General features: G+C 69.0%; 14 protein-coding genes and 2 pseudogenes. 7 read left to right on the top strand and 9 right to left on the bottom strand.

The features are described 5' to 3' along the window. Positions 1 to 64 precede the first annotated feature (64 nt). Positions 65 to 799: a metallophosphoesterase family protein gene (locus O1Q03_RS09035; protein WP_269502901.1), complete on the top strand. Its 735-nt coding sequence runs from the start codon at positions 65 to 67 to the stop codon at positions 797 to 799. A gap of 58 nt (positions 800 to 857) precedes the next feature. Next, positions 858 to 1,466 carry an alpha/beta fold hydrolase gene (locus O1Q03_RS09030; RefSeq protein WP_269502900.1) on the top strand — a complete coding sequence of 203 codons (609 nt, stop codon included), beginning with the start codon at positions 858 to 860 and terminating at the stop codon, positions 1,464 to 1,466. 54 nt (positions 1,467 to 1,520) lie between these two features. Here O1Q03_RS09030 and O1Q03_RS09025 read toward each other — a convergent pair whose 3' ends face one another. Next, a complete protein-coding gene (locus O1Q03_RS09025; protein WP_269502899.1) occupies positions 1,521 to 2,843 on the bottom strand; it encodes an ATP-binding protein in 1,323 nt (440 codons plus the stop codon). After that, positions 2,840 to 3,580 (bottom strand): response regulator, encoded by a 741-nt coding sequence (locus O1Q03_RS09020; RefSeq protein WP_269502898.1) that lies wholly within the window; start codon positions 3,578 to 3,580, stop codon positions 2,840 to 2,842. The genes O1Q03_RS09025 and O1Q03_RS09020 overlap by 4 nt, the downstream gene beginning before the upstream one ends. Before the next feature lie 234 nt (positions 3,581 to 3,814). On the opposite strand from O1Q03_RS09020, the gene O1Q03_RS09015 reads away from it, so the two are divergent. After that, positions 3,815 to 4,396 (top strand): thioredoxin family protein, encoded by a 582-nt coding sequence (locus tag O1Q03_RS09015; protein ID WP_269502897.1) that lies wholly within the window; start codon positions 3,815 to 3,817, stop codon positions 4,394 to 4,396. A gap of 75 nt (positions 4,397 to 4,471) precedes the next feature. On the opposite strand, the gene O1Q03_RS09010 is transcribed toward O1Q03_RS09015, so the two are convergent. After that, on the bottom strand, positions 4,472 to 5,110 hold the full coding sequence (locus tag O1Q03_RS09010) for an FMN-binding negative transcriptional regulator (protein WP_269502896.1): 639 nt from the start codon (positions 5,108 to 5,110) through the stop codon (positions 4,472 to 4,474). A 126-nt stretch (positions 5,111 to 5,236) separates the two neighbouring features. On the opposite strand from O1Q03_RS09010, the pseudogene pdxR reads away from it, so the two are divergent. Beyond that, positions 5,237 to 6,865 (top strand): annotated as a pseudogene (gene pdxR / locus O1Q03_RS09005) (MocR-like pyridoxine biosynthesis transcription factor PdxR); the annotation flags it as partial. Positions 6,866 to 7,032: 167 nt separating this feature from the next. Continuing rightward, complete coding sequence (locus O1Q03_RS09000; protein ID WP_269502893.1) at positions 7,033 to 9,231, top strand: penicillin-binding protein 1A; 2,199 nt, start codon at positions 7,033 to 7,035, stop codon at positions 9,229 to 9,231. Positions 9,232 to 9,300: 69 nt separating this feature from the next. Here the strand turns inward: O1Q03_RS09000 and add are convergent, their stop codons facing one another. Continuing rightward, positions 9,301 to 10,401 (bottom strand): adenosine deaminase, encoded by a 1,101-nt coding sequence (gene add / locus O1Q03_RS08995; RefSeq protein ID WP_269502891.1) that lies wholly within the window; start codon positions 10,399 to 10,401, stop codon positions 9,301 to 9,303. Positions 10,402 to 10,448: 47 nt separating this feature from the next. Then, positions 10,449 to 11,798: an NCS2 family permease gene (locus O1Q03_RS08990; RefSeq protein ID WP_269502890.1), complete on the bottom strand. Its 1,350-nt coding sequence runs from the start codon at positions 11,796 to 11,798 to the stop codon at positions 10,449 to 10,451. 94 nt (positions 11,799 to 11,892) lie between these two features. On the opposite strand from O1Q03_RS08990, the gene O1Q03_RS08985 reads away from it, so the two are divergent. Then, the gene (locus O1Q03_RS08985) at positions 11,893 to 12,804 is read left to right on the top strand and encodes a LysR family transcriptional regulator (RefSeq protein ID WP_269502889.1); all 912 of its coding nucleotides are present in this window, start codon (positions 11,893 to 11,895) and stop codon (positions 12,802 to 12,804) included. A 30-nt stretch (positions 12,805 to 12,834) separates the two neighbouring features. Here the strand turns inward: O1Q03_RS08985 and O1Q03_RS08980 are convergent, their stop codons facing one another. From O1Q03_RS08980 to O1Q03_RS08965, 4 genes and pseudogenes are all read right to left on the bottom strand, one after another. Further along, complete coding sequence (locus tag O1Q03_RS08980) at positions 12,835 to 13,887, bottom strand: nucleoside hydrolase (protein ID WP_269502887.1); 1,053 nt, start codon at positions 13,885 to 13,887, stop codon at positions 12,835 to 12,837. 11 nt (positions 13,888 to 13,898) lie between these two features. Then, a pseudogene (locus O1Q03_RS08975) lies at positions 13,899 to 14,859 on the bottom strand (porin). Between the two features lie 163 nt (positions 14,860 to 15,022). After that, complete coding sequence (locus tag O1Q03_RS08970; protein WP_269502886.1) at positions 15,023 to 15,928, bottom strand: hypothetical protein; 906 nt, start codon at positions 15,926 to 15,928, stop codon at positions 15,023 to 15,025. A gap of 635 nt (positions 15,929 to 16,563) precedes the next feature. Then, on the bottom strand, positions 16,564 to 17,982 hold the full coding sequence (locus O1Q03_RS08965) for an MFS transporter (RefSeq protein WP_269502885.1): 1,419 nt from the start codon (positions 17,980 to 17,982) through the stop codon (positions 16,564 to 16,566). Between O1Q03_RS08965 and O1Q03_RS08960 the strand changes: the two genes are divergently transcribed. After that, positions 17,933 to 18,136 carry a hypothetical protein gene (locus O1Q03_RS08960; protein ID WP_269503138.1) on the top strand — a complete coding sequence of 68 codons (204 nt, stop codon included), beginning with the start codon at positions 17,933 to 17,935 and terminating at the stop codon, positions 18,134 to 18,136. The genes O1Q03_RS08965 and O1Q03_RS08960 overlap by 50 nt on opposite strands. The last annotated feature ends 126 nt before the right edge of the window (positions 18,137 to 18,262 follow it).

Raw genomic sequence — 18,262 nt, 5'->3', positions numbered from 1 at the left:
TGAAGCAATTGGACGCCACGCGCCGAATTGGCGACAATCGCCGTTCCCCCATCGACTTGCCGCCATGAAAATCGCCGCACTGTCCGACATCCACGGCAACCTTGCCGCGCTCGACGCCGTGCTCGCCGACGTGCGCCGCCGCGGCGCCGACCTGATCGTCAATCTCGGCGACATCGTATCGGGCGCGCTGCACCCTGCCGAAACCGCCGACCGCCTGATCGCGCTCGACCTGCCGACCATCAAGGGCAATCACGAACGGCAGCTGCTGACCGGCGAGCGCGAATCGATGCGGCTGTCCGACCGCTGGGCGCACGACACGCTCCGCGACGATCATCGCCAATGGATCGCCGCGCTGCCCGAACGCCTGACGCTCGGCGACGACGTGCTGCTGGTGCACGGCACGCCCACGAGCGACCTGATCTATTTCCTCGAAACGGTCACGCCCGACGGCTGCCGCGCGGCGACGCGCGATGAAATCGCGCAGCGCGCGGGCGACGCATCCGCGTCGCTGATCCTGTGCGGCCACACGCATCTGCCGCGCGTGGCGAAGCTCGACGACGGCCGGCTGATCGTCAACCCGGGCAGCGTCGGGCTGCAGGCGTACACCGACGATCTCCCGCATCCGCATCGAATCGAAACCGGCTCGCCGCACGCGCGCTATGCGATGGTGTCGCGCACGCCGTCCGGCTGGCACGCCGAATTCCATGCGGTCGAATACGACTGGCACACGGCCGCGGCCACCGCGGCAGCGCACGGCCGCGACGACTGGACCGTCGCGCTGCGCACCGGCCGGTGCTGACGCATCGGCACCCGCCTCGCCCGTCATCCCGCTTCATTCAACGGAAACCCGCCCCGCCATGCCCGTTCCGTCGCAACTGCTCTTCCTGCCCGGCGCATCGGGCAGCACCGCCTTCTGGCAACCGCTCGCGAGCCGCCTCGCGCATCCGGCCGCGCGGCGGATCGTCGCGTACCCGGGCTTCGGCGACACGCCGCGCGATCCGGCCGTCGACGACTTCGACGGCCTCGTGCGTCACGTGCTGGCCGCGATCGACCGGCCGACCGCCGTGATCGCGCAATCGATGGGCGGCGTGATCGCGATGCGCGCGGCGCTCGAGCGCGCCGAACGCGTCACGCATCTGGTGTTGACGGTCACGTCCGGCGGTCTCGACATGCAGGGGCTCGGCGCGCTGGACTGGCGCACCGGTTTTGCGGAAGCGAACCCGCAGCTGCCCGACTGGTTCATGACGTTCCGGGCCGACCTGTCGGACGACATCGGCCGCATCGCGCGGCCGACGCTGCTGCTGTGGGGCGACGACGATCCGATCAGCCCGGTCGCGGCCGGCGAGCGCCTGCGCGACCGGCTTCCCGACGCGCGGCTGCACGTCGTGCCGGGCGGCCGGCACGATCTCGCGGCCGTCCATGCCGACACGCTCGCGCCGCTGGTCGACGCGCATTTGCAGCGATGAACATCAGCGTGGGGGCGCAGCCGCGGGCGTGACTTCGACGCCCGCAGCGATGCGTCACGCCGCGTTCACGAGCGTCAACCGCGCTTCCAGCCCGCCGCCGTCCTGCCGGTTGCTCAGCGTGAGCGTGCCGCCCATCGCCAGCGCGAGCTGTCGTGCGATCGCGAGGCCGAGCCCCGTGCCGCCCGTCTCGCGATTGCGCGACGTCTCCACGCGGCGGAACGGTTCGAACACCGCGTCGAGCTGATCGTCCGGAATGCCGGGCCCGCGATCGCGCACCGCGATGACCGCGCCGCCGCCCGGCGCCGACTCCACGGCGATCTCGGCCGCGCCCGCGAACTTCAGCGCGTTGTCGACGAGGTTGCCGACGATCCGGCGCAGCGCCTTCGGCCGCGTCGTCAGCGCGAGCGGGCCGCCGCTCTGCAGCGCGACGTCCTGCCCCGCGTCCGTGTAGTCGCACACGATGCTGTCGAGCAGCGCATCGAGATCGATGCGGCGCGCGGCCTCCTCGGTGCCGTGCAGCGTGCGCGCATACGCGACGCCCTCCTTCACCAGATGCTCCATCTCGAGCAGATCCTGGCGCAGCTTCCCGCCTTGCACGTCGTCGTCCATCACGTCGACACGCAGCCGCATCCGCGTGATCGGCGTCTGCAGGTCGTGCGAGATCGACGCGAGAATCTGCATGCGCTCGGCCATGTACTGCGCGATGCGGTCCTGCATCGCGTTGAACGCGCGCGCCGCGCGCGCGACTTCGGACGGCCCGTCTTCGTTCAGACGCTCACCCTTCAGGTCGGGGCCGAGCGCGTCGGCGGCCTGCGCGAGCTGGTTCAGCGGCCGCGTCGCGAGCCGCACCGCAAGCCAGCAGCACGCGGCCAGCACTGCGAGCTGCACCGCGAGCACGGCCGGCAGCCAGCCCGACAGCGGCACCGTCGACATCGGATGAATGTCGATCGTCAGCGGCGACCCGTCGGTCAGCCGCAGATGCACCTGCAGATGTTCGCGGTCGCCGGGGATCGAATTCGCGGTCAGCGGGTAGTCGCCGCCGATGCCGTCCGAGATTGAGCGCTCGACGCGCGCCGACAGCCGCGCTTCCGGCGGCGTGCCCGTCTCGCCGGGCCCGAGGATGAACGCATAGCTGCGCCGCGCGAGGCGCGGCAGCCACGCCGCGCGCTGATCGGGCGGCAGATGGTCGAGCAGCGCGACCGAGCTGGCGACCTCGCGCTCGATGTAGCCCATCATCAGGTTGGTGGTCGCCTGGTCGCGCTCGGTCACGGTGAGCCAGAACGACAGCGTCTGCGCGAGCGCGAGGCCCACGCACAGGATCAGCGCGAGCCGCGCGAACAGCGAGCGCGGCCAGCGCAGCAGCGCACGCGCGCTCATGCGTCGCCCTCGGCCTCGGTCACGGCCGCCGAGAACACGTAGCCCTCGTTGCGCAGCGTCTTGATGTAGCGCGGCTCGCGCGCGCCATCGCGCAGCCGCTGGCGCAGCCGGCTCACGAGCAGATCGATCGACCGGTCGAACGGATCGGACTGCCGCCCCTGCGTGAGGTTGAGCAACTGGTCGCGCGTGAGCACGCGCTGCGGATTGTCGAGGAACACGCGCAGCAGCCTGTATTCGGCGCCGCTCAATGCGACCAGCGTGCCTTCGGCATCGAGCAGGTGCCGCCCCGTCGTATCGAGCCGCCATTCGCCGAACGCGAGCATCCCGGTCGTCTCCGTCACCTGCATGCCGGGCGGCAGCATGCGCGCGCGCCGCAGCACCGAGCGGATCCGCGCAAGCAGCTCGCGCACCGCGAACGGCTTCGCGAGATAGTCGTCGGCGCCCATCTCGAGGCCGACGATGCGGTCGGTTTCCTCGCTGCGCGCGGTGAGCATCAGCACCGGCACCGTGCGGAACTTGCCGGCGCGCAGATCGCGGCACAGCGTGAGGCCGTCCTCGCCGGGCAGCATCAGGTCGAGCACGATCAGGTCGGGCGCGCCGTCGTCGAGCACGTTGCGCATGTCGCGGCCGTTCGCGGCGAGCGACACGCGCATGCCGTTCTTCTCCAGGTAGTCCGCGATGAGTTCGCGAATCGCGCGATCGTCGTCGACGATCAGTACGTGGTCGATCTTGTCCATGACTCGGGCTCGGGGTCGGTGTCGTGATGTGGCGGCAGGCGATGTCCGCTTTTATACCGCAGCGCAGGCACGTGTTTGTATCCCAATGTATCGCACCGTCGTGACGACACACAACGTTGCACGCGCGCGGCTCGCCGGACACATCGCAGATACGTCGGCGCGGCCCAATGAGGGCTGTCGAAACCCGCCCGGCCGACGCAATCGCGCGGCGGCCGGCCGAACCGGAGAAACGCCATGCTGCCCCGACTCAAGACTGCCGCCCTCGTCATCGCCCTCGCCGCCACGGCCGGGATCGCCGCGTTCGCCGGCACCCGCGACGACGCGGGGATGACGACCTCGCTGGCCGGCACGCCGGCACCCGACTTCACCGGCATCGACCGGTGGCACAACAGCGCGCCGCTCAAGCTCGACCAGTTGCGCGGCAAGGTCGTGCTGGTCGATTTCTGGACTTACTCGTGCATCAACTGCATTCACACGATTCCGTACGTCAACGACTGGTACCGGAAGTATCGCGACCAGGGGCTCGTCGTGGTCGGCGTGCATACGCCCGAGTATCCGTTCGAGCGCGATCCGAAGAACGTCGCCGATGCGCTCAAGCGCTTCGGCATACAGTATCCGGTCGCGCAGGACAACCGCTACGACACGTGGCGCGCGTATGGAAACCAGTACTGGCCCGCGTTGTACCTGATCGATGCGAACGGGAAAGTCGTCTATACGCGCTATGGCGAAGGCGGCTACGACAAGACGGAGGCGGCGATTCGCGGCGCGCTGGCGCAGGCTGGCGGAGCAACCGGCGGGACGCCGCGCACGCAGTAACGCGCGGCAGGCGCGGGTTGCGCGGGTTGCGCCCCGCGCGCGAATCATTCCCATTCACGACGCATGGCGCCCGGCTCACCCGCGCTTCGCGTCGGCCTCCGCGAGCATCGCTTCGCCGATCGCCACGTTGCCGTCGGCGATCAGCCCGTCACCCGCGCCGCGAATATCGTCGACCGACTTGTTCTGCCCGAGCTTGCGCTTGCCGACGAATCGCGTGATTTCAATCTGCAGCCCGACGATCGCCTGCAGCATCGCGTCGAGATAGTCCTTCGGCGCATCGGCCATCTTCCACGGCACCGGCTGCGACGCCTCGTGCGTGCGCGTCAGCCGCGCGACCACGCCGCGCACGAACTTCTCGTCATCGCGCACCGTGATGCGGCCGTACGCATGCACGACCCTGTAGTTCCACGTCGGCACCTGCCGATGCGCGACGTGCTTGCTCGGATACCAGGTCGGCGAGATATACGCGTCGCCGGCGCGGAAAATCACCAGCACCTCGTCGCCGTTCGCGACGTCCTGCCAGACCGGATTCTCGCGGGACACGTGCGCATGCAGCTCGCCGAGCCCGCCGTCGCCCGGCAGCAGTTCGAACGGGAGATGGTTCGCGTCGAGCCCGCTCTTGCCGTGCGTGATCAGGCTGCCGAACGGATGCTGGACGATCAGCTCGCGCAGCACCTCGGGGCGGGATTCGGCGAAATCGGCGGGGACATACATGGCGGCTCCACGGTCAGGCAGGGTTGGAAGAAACGGGCCGGCAGGCGGCGCGTCATGCGCTGATTGTGATCTCTAACTGGTTTATGCTGTAGAGCCGGTTTAGAACAATTTCAGTAGACCAGAATCATGGCAAGAACCGCCCGGATCGTCGAAATCCCGTCGCTCGGCGCGCTCGACCGCGCGGCCGGCGACCTCAGCCGCCAGCTTGCGCAGGCGTTGCGGGACGCCGTGCGGCGCGGCGACGTGCTGCCCGGCGACGCGTTGCCGTCCACGCGGCTGCTCGCGGCGTCGCTGCAGGTGGCGCGCGGCACCGTCGTCGATGCGTATGCGCAACTCGTCGCCGAAGGCTTCCTGGAGTCGCGCGGCGGCCGCGGCACGCAGGTCGCGAACGCGCTGGCCGATCGGCCACCCGCACCGCGTAAACGTGTCGAACTCGCTGATCTCGCCGAACTCGCTGAACGTGTCGAACGTGTCGAACGCGCCGAACGCGCCGAACGTGCCCAACGTGCCGATCGTGCCGACCGCGCCGAACGTGCCCAACGTGCCGACCGTGCCGACCGTGCCGAACGCGCTGACCACCCTGAACCCGCCGCCCACACCGCCCTGCCCGAGCCCGCCGCGACGTTCGCGCGGATCGCCCGCGAGTTCCAGCCGCTGCCGGCCGTGCCGTTCGCGATCTCGGTGCCGGCCGGGCTCACCGCGCCCGACGACATCTGGCGCCGGCTCGGCAACCGCCTGCGCGCGCGCGGCGCCGGGGCGCCGTCCGGCTATGCCGACCCGCAGGGCGCGCTGCCGCTGCGCGAAGCGGTCGCCGACTACGTGCGCCGCTCGCGCTCGGTACGCTGCAGCGCCGACCAGGTCGTGATCACGACCGGCACGCAGCAGGGCCTGCACCTCGCGCGCCAGGTCCTGCTCGGCCCGGACGATCGCGCGTGGGTCGAGAATCCCGCCTATCGCGGCATCACCGCGCTGCTGGAGAGCACCGGCGCGCGCGACGCGATGGTCCGCGTGCCGGTCGACGCCGACGGCATCGACGTCGAAGCCGGCATCCGGCTCGCGCCGGATGCGCGCGCCGCGTTCGTCACGCCGTCGCACCAGTATCCGCTAGGGATGCCGATGAGCATGGCGCGGCGCAACGCGCTGCTCGGCTGGGCGCGAGCGCAGCGCGCGTGGGTGGTCGAAGACGACTACGACAGCGAGCTGCGCTACGAAGGCTATCCGTTCCCGTCGCTGCAAGGGCTCGATCCCGAGCGCGTGGTGTATCTCGGCACGTTCAGCAAGATCCTGTTTCCGTCGCTGCGGCTCGGCTACGTGATCGCGCCCGACGATCTCGTGCCCGCATTCTGCGGTGCGCGCGCGCTGATGGATCGCCATGCGCCGACCGCCGATCAGCACGTGCTCGCCGCATTCATCGCCGAAGGGCATCTCGACCGGCACATTCGTCGCGTGCGCGGCGTCTACGCGGAGCAGCGCGCGCTGCTGATCGACACGCTCGGCGCGCGGCTGCCGCGCGAACGCGCATGGGTGCAGCCGGGCGACCAAGGGATGCACGTGGTGCTGTGGCTCGCCGAAGGGATCGACGATCTCGACGTGGTCGCGCGCGCCGCGCAAGCGGGCGTCGCGGTGCGCGCGGTGTCGCCGATGTTCGCGCCGGGCACCGCGCGGCCGGGGCTCGTGCTCGGTTTCGGCGGCTTCGATCGCGCGCGGATGGAGGCGGCCGCGCAGCGGCTCGCGGACGTGGTGGGCGCGGCGGCCGCCGGCCATTGATCCGAGGAATCGCGGGCGGCACGTGCGCGGAAAGATTGTGTGCAGGCAACAAACGTAATCGTCTGTAAATCCTGCAAGAAAACCGGCCTTTTCGCCACAGCCGGCACCGCCCGGTTTGCTAGGATCGCGCCTTCTCCGCTCGCGCTCCTCCCGCCGTGAATCGCTTCGTGCCGTTCCTTCGCAATCTGTGGCTTCGCTGCCGTGACGGCGCCCGCGCGCTGAGCGCCGACGCGTGGCATCGCCTGCGCCATCCGACGCGCCGCGGCATCACACTGACGCTCGCCGCGATTCCGCTGCTCGGCCTGCTGGTCCTGCTCGCGTTCGTGCCGTTCACGCCGAGCATCGGCGACATCCGCAAGGCGCGCATCGACCGCCCGGCGCGCGTGCTGTCGGCCGACGGCCAGCTGATCGCCGAGTTCCGGTCCGTCAATCGCGAATGGGTGCCGCTCAAGCAGATCTCGCCGCACATGGTCGATGCGCTGATTGCGACCGAGGACCACCGCTTCTACGCGCATCACGGCATCGACTGGCGCCGCACGCTCGCGGCCGGGCTCCATACGTTCTCGGGCAGTCGCCAGGGCGGCTCGACGATCACGCAGCAACTCGCGCGCAACCTGTATCCGGACGAAGTCGGCCGCGCGCCGACGCTCACGCGCAAGGTGAAGGAGCTGATCACCGCGTTCAAGATCGAGACGGTGTACAGCAAGGACGAGATCCTCGAGACCTACCTGAACACCGTGCCGTTCCTGTACAACGCGTACGGCGTCGAAATGGCCGCGCGCACCTACTTCGGCAAATCGGCCGACCAGCTCGACATCGTCGAGAGCGCGACGCTCGTCGGGATGCTGAAGGGCAACAGCTACTACAACCCGGTGCTGAATCCGGAGCGCGCGGTCCAGCGCCGCAACATCGTGCTCGACCGGATGGCCGCGATGGGGATGCTGTCGCCGCGGCAGCTCGCGCAATTGCAGCGCCGGCCGCTGCGCGTCGACTTCGAGCCGCAGACCGCGCAGCCGGGCCCGGCGCCGCACTTCGCGGTGCAGCTGCGCAAGTGGCTGATCGCATGGGCCGACCGCAACAACTACGACCTCTACTCGGACGGCCTCGTCGTGCACACCACGCTCGATGCGCGGCTGCAGGACATGGCGACGCAAGCGCTGACCCGGCAGACCGAACGGCTGCAGGCGATCGCCGACGACGCATGGCGCAACCCGTCCGGCTGCGGGCTGCACAACGACGTGTTCCGCGGCTTCATCCGGCAGACGCCCGAGTATCGCGCGGCGCACGACGCGGGGCTCGCCGACGCGGCGGCGCTCAGGCAGCTCGGCGCGGATCGCACGTTCATGCGCGCGCTGTGCGAGCGCAAGACGCAGGTGCAGGCCGGCTTCGTCGCGATCGATCCGCGCAACGGCGCGATTCGCGCGTGGGTCGGCAGCCCCGATTTCGGCAGCGAGCCGTTCGATCACGTCGTGCAGTCGCGGCGCCAGCCGGGCTCGACGTTCAAGCCGTTCGTCTATGCCGCCGCGTTCGCGGACGGGATGCGGCCCGGCGATACGTTCGTCGATCGCCCCGTCGCGATCCCGGTCGATGCGCACGCGGTGTGGCGTCCGACCGATGCCGAGCCGCCGACCGACGCGCCGATGACGCTGCGCGACGCGCTGGCCCTGTCGCGCAACCGCATCACCGCGCAAGTGATGCAGCGCGTAGGCGCGGCGCGGGTCGCGCAGCTCGCGCGCGCGATGGGCGTGCGCGAGAGCCCGCTCGACGCGGTGCCGTCGCTCGCGCTCGGCACGAGCCCCGTCACGCTGAAGGAGATGGTGTCCGCGTACGGGACCATCGCGAACCGCGGCGTGTACGTCGCGCCGCAGATGATCACGCGCATCGAGGATCGCGACGGCAAGGTGCTCGCCACATTCGGCAGCGCGCCGCCCGAACGCGCGCTGCCGGTGGCCGCGGCCCAGACGCTGGTGGACGTGATGCGCGGTGTCGTCGACTACGGGACGGGTGCCGACATCCGCTCGCGCTACGGCATTCGCGTCGACGTCGCGGGCAAGACCGGCACGACGCAGGACAACACCGACGGCTGGTTCATCCTGATGCATCCGCAACTGGTGGCCGGCGCGTGGGTCGGCTTCGACGACGGCAGCGTGACGCTGCGCAGCGACTACTGGGGTGCGGGCGCGCACAGCGCATTGCCGATCGTCGGGTCGTTCTACGATGCTGCGCTGCGCGCGCGCGCGATCGATCCGCATGTGCAGTTCTCGCCGGACTTCCGGCCGCGCAGCGCGCCGGCGCCCGCGCCGAAGCGGCGCCCGCACGTCGGGTTGTTCGACTGGTTGAAGCTCTTCCGCTGATTCGGATCATCGTGAAGCCGGCCGGCCTGCGCATCACGCCGGCCGGCGGTTGCCGAACGCAGCGCGCGCTCAGCCCGCCGCGAGCGTCGCGGCCAGCGCGTCGAATTCCGGCGCCCACGCGGCGCGCCACGCGGCCTTCGTCGCGTCGCCGACCCACGCGCCGTCGATCCCGTTCAGCATGAATTGCTTCAGGTCCGCGACCGTGAAGCCGAAGTGGCTGAACATCAGCTCCCACGCCTCCGAAGGGTTCACCTTGTGCAGCGTCGGATCGTCGGTGTTCGGATGGATCTTCAACCCGAACCCCGGCATCTTGCGCATCGGGTGCAGTTCCGCCCATTGCTCCGGCGGTAGCGTGCGCAGGTAGTACGAGTTCGTCGGCACGACGGTGAAGACGATCCCGCGCTCCGCGTAGCGCGCGCACAGCGCCGGGTTGTCGACGATCGTATAGCCGTGATCGATACGATCGACGTGCAGCAGGTCGACGGCCGTTTCGACGTTACGCCACGGCATCCCGAACTCTCCCGCATGCGCGGTCGTGCGAAAGCCCGCCGCGCGCGCGTCGCGATACGCCTTCCAGAACAGTTCCGGCGGCCGATCGTTCTCGCGATAGTCGATGCCGATCCCCGCGACTTCCTCCGCGCGATTCGCCTTCATCCATTCGACGATCGCGACCGCTTCGTCCGGATCCTGCTCGCGATCGATGCTCGGGATCAGGCATGCACCGATCCCGAAGTCGCGCGCGGCATCGTGAATCGCCGTCACGATCGCCGCCTGCGCGTCTGCATACGGGATACCCGACACGCGCACCGTGCCGGTCGGATTCCAGAAGAATTCTGCATGCCGAACGTTGTGTGCGGCCGCGTCCTCCAGATACTCGTATGCGATGCGGCGCAGATCGTCGGCGCGCGTGAGCAAGTACTTGTCGAGCGCGCGCAGCACGTGCAGCACGCCGACGGGCTTCTCGCCGCGCGCATAGAACGCGTCGATCTCCGCGCGCTCGATCGGTGCGCCGCTGCGCTGCGCGAGCGCGACGAACGTGTCGTGCCGCACCGCGCCGAGCAGGTGGCAATGCAGCTCGACCTTCGGCAGCGCGTGGAAGAAGGCCCGATGGGCCGGCGTGATCTCGATGCCCGTGCGCGCGGCCGGGACGTTCCCTGGTGTTGCCTTCATGTCAGTCTCTTTTTGCGGTAGTGCCGATGCGTCGTGAGAGCCGTCTCTCAGTGCGGCTTCACGACGGTCCAGAAGTAATAGCCGAGCGGCAGCGCGAGCACGACGAGCCCCCACGACACATCGCGCCAGCGGCCGGCCAGCAGCTTGACGAGCACGTAGCACAGCAGCCCACCGGCGATGCCGGTGCCGAAACTGTTCGACATCAGCGTGAGCAGCACCATCGACATCACCGGCAGCGCATCGGTGAAGTCGTCGAAGTGCGTATGGCGGATGGTCGCGAACATCGACAGGCCGATCAGGATCAGCGCCGGCGCGGTCGCCTCCTTCGGAATCGCGAGCGCGACCGGCACGAACAGCAGCATCGCGGCGAACAGCACGGCCGCGGCCAGCGACGACAGCCCGCTGCGGCCGCCGGCCTCGACGCCGGCCGCCGACTCGATCAACGCGGTCAGCGCGGGAATGCCGAACACGGGGCCGAGCGTCGCGGCGAGCGAGTCGACCAGAAACGGCCGGTTGATGTTGGGCAGGTTGCCCTGTTCGTCGAGCAGGTTCGCCTTCGCGCCGACCGCGAGCGCGGTGCCGAGCGTCGAGAAGAATTCCGCCGCGAAGAACGCGAACAGGTACGGCGCGGCCGCAAGCGTCAACGCGCTGCGAATGTCGAGCTTGAACGCGATCGGCGCGATGCTGTGCGGCAGCGACACGAACGACGCCGGCAGATGCGTGACGCCCAGCGGCACGCCGGCCGCGGCCGCAACGAGAATCGCGATCAGGATCGCGCCGGGCACCTTGCGTGCCTGCAGCACGATCGCGACCGCGAGTCCGATCAGCGCGACGAGCGCGCCCGGCCGCGAGAAATCGCCGAGTGCGAACGCGTTGGTCTTCGCGTTCGCGACGACCATCCCCGCATTGCGCAATCCGAGCATCGTCACGAACAGGCCGATCGACGCGCCGAGCCCGAGCTTGATCTGCACCGGAATCAGCCGCATCACGACGCCGCGCGCGCCGAAGATCGTCAGCAGGAAGAACAGCACGCCCGATACGCACGCGATGCCGAGACCCGTCTGCCAGCCGACGTGTTCGGTCGTCGCGAGCGTCACGCCGATGATCACCGAGCCGCCGATGCCGGGGCCGACGAGGAACGGCAGGTTCGCGTAGAGCCCCATCAGCGTCGTGAACAGCACGAACACGATGATCGTCGCGGTGGTTGCCGCGCCGCGCTCCATTCCGCCCGTCGCGAGCAGCGACGGGATCACGACGAGCAGGTACGCCGCCGCGAGGAACGACGTGATGCCCGCGATCGTCTCGGTGCGCACGCTCGTGCCGCGCGCGGCGAGCGCGAAGCGCCGTTCGAGCCAGTTGGCCGGCGTACGCGCCGGCATCGTGTCAGTCGCTGACATGGTGGTTCTCCTGTGATTCCGGTTATTGTCCTGTGTCGGTTCGCACGGCGCGGTCTTATACTGCCGCGTACCGCCTCCCGACCGTACTGTTCCGATGTCGTCCGATCGCTCGTCGCTGCTGCCCGCACTCACGCTGCGGCAGGTCCAGCACTTCGTCGTCCTTGCGCATGCGCGCAGCTTCACGCAAGCCGCGCAGGCACTGTCGCTCACGCAGCCCGCGCTGACCGCGTCGATCCGCCAGATCGAGTTCCTGCTCGGCGGCCGCCTGTTCGCGCGCTCCGCGCACCGGCTGACGCTGACCGCCGCGGGCGAAGCCGTGCTGCCGCTCGCCGAGCGCCTGCTGAACCAGGCGCGCGGCACCTTCGACGACATGACGCGGCTCATCGGCGAACGCATCCAGACCGTACGCATCGCGTTCATTCCGTCGGTCGCCGGCCGCCTGCTGCCCGCGCTCAACGCGCTGCGCGGCACGCATTCCACCCTGCGCTTCACGCTCACCGACTTGCCGAACAGCGCGCTCGTCGAAGCCGTGCGCGACGGCGTCGCCGATCTCGGCATCGGCGTGCGTGAACCCGACGGCGACGACGGCACGCTGCACTACCAGCAGCTGTTCGAAGACGAGATCGTGATCGTCGTGCGACGCGACGATCCGCTCGCGAACGCGAAGAGCGTCACGTGGGCGAAGCTCGTCGATCGCGAACTGGCCGTGTTCGTGCGCGGCAGCGTCAGCGAATCGCTGCATCGCACCGGCGGCGCCGAGAAGCTGCGCCTGAACGTCGCGTACCGGATGGAGTACACCGAGCCGCTGTATGCGCTTGCGCGCAACGGCCTCGCGACCGCCGTGCTGCCGAGCCTCTATACGATGCATCTGCACGATCCCGAACTCGTCGCGCTGCGCATCGAGAAGCCGCGCGTCACGCGCGCGATCTCGCTGATCTCGCTCGCCGCCGACGATCGCGGCCCGCACGTGCGCACCTGCCGCGAATGGATCGAGCAGCACATCTGAGCCGGTTCGCCGCACCGCGCGTCGCAACGTTCAGGGCAGCTTCGCGATGCGTTCGACGAGCGTCGCGTAGAAACGGTCCGCGTCGACTTCGTTGATCCACGTTGCATTCGCCGCGCGGCCGCTGCGGCCGTTCCAGTCGACCACCGTTTCGCCCAGCGTCCACTGCCCGGCCGTCTCGACGACGACGTTCACCTTGCGTCCGGTGAACAGCGTCGGATCGACGAGATAGCCGACCGCCGTCGGGTCGTACATCGGCGCGTCCTCGGCCCCGCGCCGCTTCTTGTTGTACGCGAGCTCGGCCGCCATGATGTCCGCGACGATCGCGCCGCAGCGGGTGCCGAGCGCACGAAACGGTGCGACGCGCGCCGGCGTGATCGGCGCCTTCACCGCGACGTCGCGCGGCAGCACGACGATCGGCACGCCGCTGGCGAACACGACGTCGGCCGCTTGCGGATCGACGTAGATGTTGAACTCGGCGGCCGGCGTGATGTTGCCGCGCTCGAAGAACGCGCCGCCCATCAGCACGATTTCGCGCAGCGCGCCGCGGATCTGCGGCGCTTCGACCAGCGCGGTCGCGATGTTCGTCAGCGGGCCGAGCGCGCACAGCGTCACGCTGTTCGGCGCGGCATGGCTCAGCGTGTCGACGAGGTACGACACCGCTTGGCCGGCCGCGAGCGGCGCGCGCGGTTCGTGCAGCTCGACGCCTTCGAGGCCCGTCTTGCCGTGCACGTTCGCGGCCGTCACGAGCTCGCGCACCAGCGGGCGCGGGCAGCCCGCATAGATCGGCAGCGTCTTCGTGCGGCCGGCCCAGTCGCGGATGATCCGCGCGTTGCGTTCGGTAAGGTCGAGCGGCACGTTGCCGGCCACGGTCGTCAGCGCGCGCACGTCGAGACGGTCCGGTGCGCCCAGCGCAAACAGGATCGCGATGGCGTCGTCCTGCCCCGGGTCGGTGTCGATGATCACCGTACGGCGCGCGGCGTCGCCGCCGGCCGCGAACGCGCCGGTTTCGGGCAGCAGCGCGGTGCCGGCCAGCGCGGCGGACAGTTTCAGGAACGTGCGGCGGGATGCGATCGGATGAGTCATGGTCGGGGCTCTCAGAAGACGTGCCGGACGCCGAGCGTCGCCATCATCTGGCGCGTGCCGGTCGAGCGCGCGTACGCGAAGATCTGCGCGTGATCGGCGTCGCCGGCCGCCTGTTGCGCGATCACCGTCAGCGCGACGTCGGTGCGTTTCGACAGGAAGTAATCGGCCTGCAGGTTCACCTGGTGCCATTTCGGCCGCTTGTCGATCACGCCGTACTTGCCGTTCGTGAATGCGTACGCGGCGCCGAGAAAGAGTTGCGGCGTCATCGTGTAGACGATGTTCACGCCACGCGAAGATCAGCAGCGGCGATGCATAGTCGTTCGCGATCGCGCCGTCCGGGTTCGTGCTGCTGTACGGATGGTTGTACTGCGCATAGACCGCGCTCCAGCGCAGCGGGCCGCGCTCGTAGCCGAGGCCGAAGCTGTATGCGCGGTTGTTCGCGAAGCCCGTCGCGTTGCTGAAGCCGTACAGCGCGGTGAACTTCAGCCCGTAATACACGGGGCTCACGTACTTCACCGAGTTCTGCACGCGGATGTCGTTGTAGCCGTTGTCGTTGTCGCCGATGTTCACGCCGTTGCTCGCGATGATCACGGGCCCGATGTAGTCGTGGATCGCGTCGTACTGGCGGCCGAACGTCAGCGACCCGTAGGTGCGGTCGGCCAGCCCGACGTACGCCATGCGCCCGAACTCGCGGCCGTTCTGCGCGGCCGTGCCCGTCATCACGTTGAAGCCGTTCTCGAGCTGGAAGATCGCGGACAGCCCCTGCCCGAGATCCTCCTTGCCCTTCAGTCCCCAGCGCGGGTTCTGGTTCGTGCCGGACAGCGCCTGCCAGGCGTTCTTGCCGCCCTGGTTGGTCGCGTACCCGACGCCTGCCGAGATGAGGCCGTACAGCGTGACGCTGCTTTGTGCGCAGGCATGGGTCGCGAAGGCGCCGAGCATCGCGAGCGGCGCGAGCTTGTGAAGAGTTTTCATGCGGGTCGTAGGGTCGGTGAGAGTCCAGGCGCGGCAGGGTTCCGCGAAACTGGACACGACTATACGAACCCGGATCGGATAATAAAAGTTTGGTTTACTTATATATCAATAAAACGGATTTATTCTCATCGAGACGCCTCCCGCGCCGGCGGACCGGCTGTCGTCAGTCCGCCGTGTCGCCGTTCTTCGGCAACTTCGACCATGCGTTGCGCCCCGGCGCCGGCGACCATGCCGGGCGGGTCTTGCGCGCGCTGTCGATCACGACCAGGTAGCGGCCGGCGATCGGCGAGATGTCGCGGTCGTGACGCAGCACCCACAGCGACTTGCCGGCCTCGACGCGCGCCTGGTAGTCGTCGTCGAGAATCCCGTGCTGGTCGAGGAACGTGTTCAGCGAAGCCGGGATCCGCACGCAGCCTTTCGAGTGCCGGATACCGAGCAGCGGCTCGAGACGATCGGGGTCGGTCGCATGCATCTGGAAGCGCATCGGCGACTTGCCGCCCTTGCCCCAGCCACGCTCGCCGTCCACCCAGCCGAAGTCGAAGATGCGCATGTCGCGCTTGCCGTAGCCGCGAATGCCGTTGTCGTTCGTCGTGCCTTCCGCGCGGAAGTCCATGTGGTCGGGCGAATGATCGAACACGCCGAGCGGCGTCAGGAAGTGATCGTACTGGCCCGGCCAGCCGGTGGCGACCGGCGACGCGCCGACGAGCATCCACCCGTTGGACGGCGTCGCGCGGAAGTAGATGAACAGTGCCTGCACGTTCGGCGCGCGGTCGACCAGCACGACGTACTCGCCCGCCAGGTCGCCGAGATTCGCATCGGCGAGTGCCTTCTGAAGCCGCACGCCGTACGCGCGCTGCTCGGTCGCGGGCACGTTCAGGCGTCGCGTGACTTCCTGCGTGAAGCGCTTGCGCATGTCGACGGCACGCGCGGTTGCGTCTTTCGCTTCGTCGGCCGACAGCGGCGGATGGCGGCGCGGCGGCGTCGGTGCGGCCGCCTCGGCTTCGCTCGCGGACGTGGCGGATGCCGCCGATTCAGGCGCTGCGGCAGATGCTGCCGATGCCGCGGACACGCCCGATGCCCCGCTCGCCGGCGTTGCATGATGTGCCGCGGAAGGTGCGGAAGCAGACGATGCGCCCGACGGCGCATGCGCGGGCGACGCTGCCGATGCGTTTACTGAGGAGGACGTAGCAGCGGACGACGGCACGTCGGACGCAGCGAACGCAGGCCGATCGACAAGAACGGAAATCGGGAGTGCGGCAGCGAGCCACGTGGCGACTGCGAGGGAACGGCAACGCGGCTTGGGCAGCCACCGCGTCAGATCGGAAAGCATCATGGAGATCGAAGCCATCGGCCGATTCGGCCGCCGCGCAAAGGCGAACGGCGTATCTGCCGCGCGAGCCATCGACGCGCCGGAGTCCTTGCGAATTCCCGACGCCGACGCCTCTTCGCGGTGGAGCCGTTCGCGGATGCGGTGCGATCGGTCCGATGGGCTAATGAGTCGTCAGATCTTTCATTCTACTCGCGCAGGCCGCATCCGGCAGGGCCGAACCCCTGGTTTCGCGGCGGTTTTGCGCTTGGTCACGCTTTGTTTCAACTCGTTGCGACTTGCTGCGTCGCCGCGTGGCAGGCTCATTCGTTTCCGTTGCGCCAGCCGCCAAACAGCGCGCGCCGCCCCGCATGCGGCACGCGTGATGCCGTCGACACCTACTTCGAAATGGCCTCGAGCGCGATGCCTCTGGTGCGCGGCCCCATCAGGCCGATCGCGGCCATCACGATTACCATCGCGCCGGCGATGAACGCGAACACGCCGAACGTGCCGAAGCCTTTCAGCACGGCCGCGATCACGAACGACGAGAAGATCGCCGAGAAGCGGCTCCACGAGTAGACGAAACCGACCGCGCGCGCACGGATCGACGTCGGGAACAGTTCGGCCTGGTACGCATGGAAGCTGTACGACATGATGTTGCTCGCGAGCGTGAGGCCGATGCCGAGCACGATCAGGAACGCGCCCACCGTCGTCTGGCTGAACAGCAGCCCGCAAACGACGATCGCCGCCGCCATCGCGACGATCACCGACTTGCGCTCGAAGCGGTCGGCGATCACGAGGCCGATCAGCGGACCGAGCGGCGCCGCGAGCGCGATCACGCTCGAATACATCAGGCTCGACGTGATCGTGATGCCCTGCTTGATCAGCAGCGTCGGCACCCAGTTCGCGAAGCCGTAGAAGCCGACCGTCTGGAACACGTTGAAGATCGTCATCATGATCGTGCGGCTGCGATACGGCTGCACCCACATGTCGCGGAAGCTGCCGCGCGGCGGCACCGGCTCGGCCGGCGCGGGCGGCGGCAACGGGCGGCCGTATTCGGCTTCGACCTTCGCCTCCAGCGCGCGCATCACGCGGTCGGCTTCGTCGACACGGCCTTGCTGCGCGAGCCAGCGCGGGCTCTCCGGCAGCTCGCGGCGAATCCACCACACGAACAGCGCGCCGTGCGCGCCGATCAGCACGACCCAGCGCCAGCCGTCGAGGCCGAGCGGCGCGTGCGGCACGAGCAGGTACGCGAGGAACGCGACCACCGGCACCGCGACGAAGCCGACCGCCTGCTCGCACGCGAACGCACGACCGCGAATCTGCTTCGGCACGAGTTCGGAGATGTACGTGCCGATCGTCACCATCTCGACGCCGAGCCCGAGCCCGACGACGAAGCGCCAGAAGTTCAGCCCGCCCGCCGTGTCCTGGAACGCCATCACGACGTTGGCGGCCGTGTACCACAGCAGCGACCACGTGAAGATCGCGCGACGGCCGAAGCGGTCCGCGAGGAAACCGCATCCGATCGTGCCGATGAAGAGGCCGGCGAACAGCGCGGCGATGAAGCTCGCGACGCCCGTCGTGCCGAACAGGCCGTGCGTCGTCGCGGACAGGATCCCGCTTTTCACGAGGCCGGGCGCGACGTAGCCGCTGTACAGCAGATCGTAGAGTTCGAAGAAGAAGCCGAGGCTCAGCAGCACGACGAGCTTCCAGACGCTGCGGGTCGGCGGCAGGCGATCGAGGCGGGCTGAAATCGAGCCGGCGTCGATGGAAGAGGACACGGCGGCGGCCCGTGAAAAGCTGTCCGTTGAAACCATCTTGCTCGAGTCTCCTGATCGTGTCGTATGTTGTTGTCCGGCAGCCTGCGGGCCGCCGTCGGGCGAATCGCTGCATTGTACCGGCACGCCGCGCGAGCGGCGTCAGGTGGCGAACCGGTTCGGACACCCCGGTTTCGCGCCGGAGAATATGTAAATTGCGTAACCTTCTGTCGGTTCTGTAAGCCTCGCCGGCCTCGCGCTGCGCCGCCGCAGCCGCGCAGCCGACGCCGGCGCGAGCCCCGCGGGACGGGCGCTGCGCGCCGTCGCACGGCACCGCAGG

Origin of the sequence: Burkholderia sp. IMCC1007 (assembly GCF_027257875.1) — a bacterium.
GTDB lineage: Bacteria > Pseudomonadota > Gammaproteobacteria > Burkholderiales > Burkholderiaceae > Burkholderia.
Note: the sequence above shows the minus strand (reverse complement) of the source record. Positions and strands in the feature narration are given on the sequence as shown.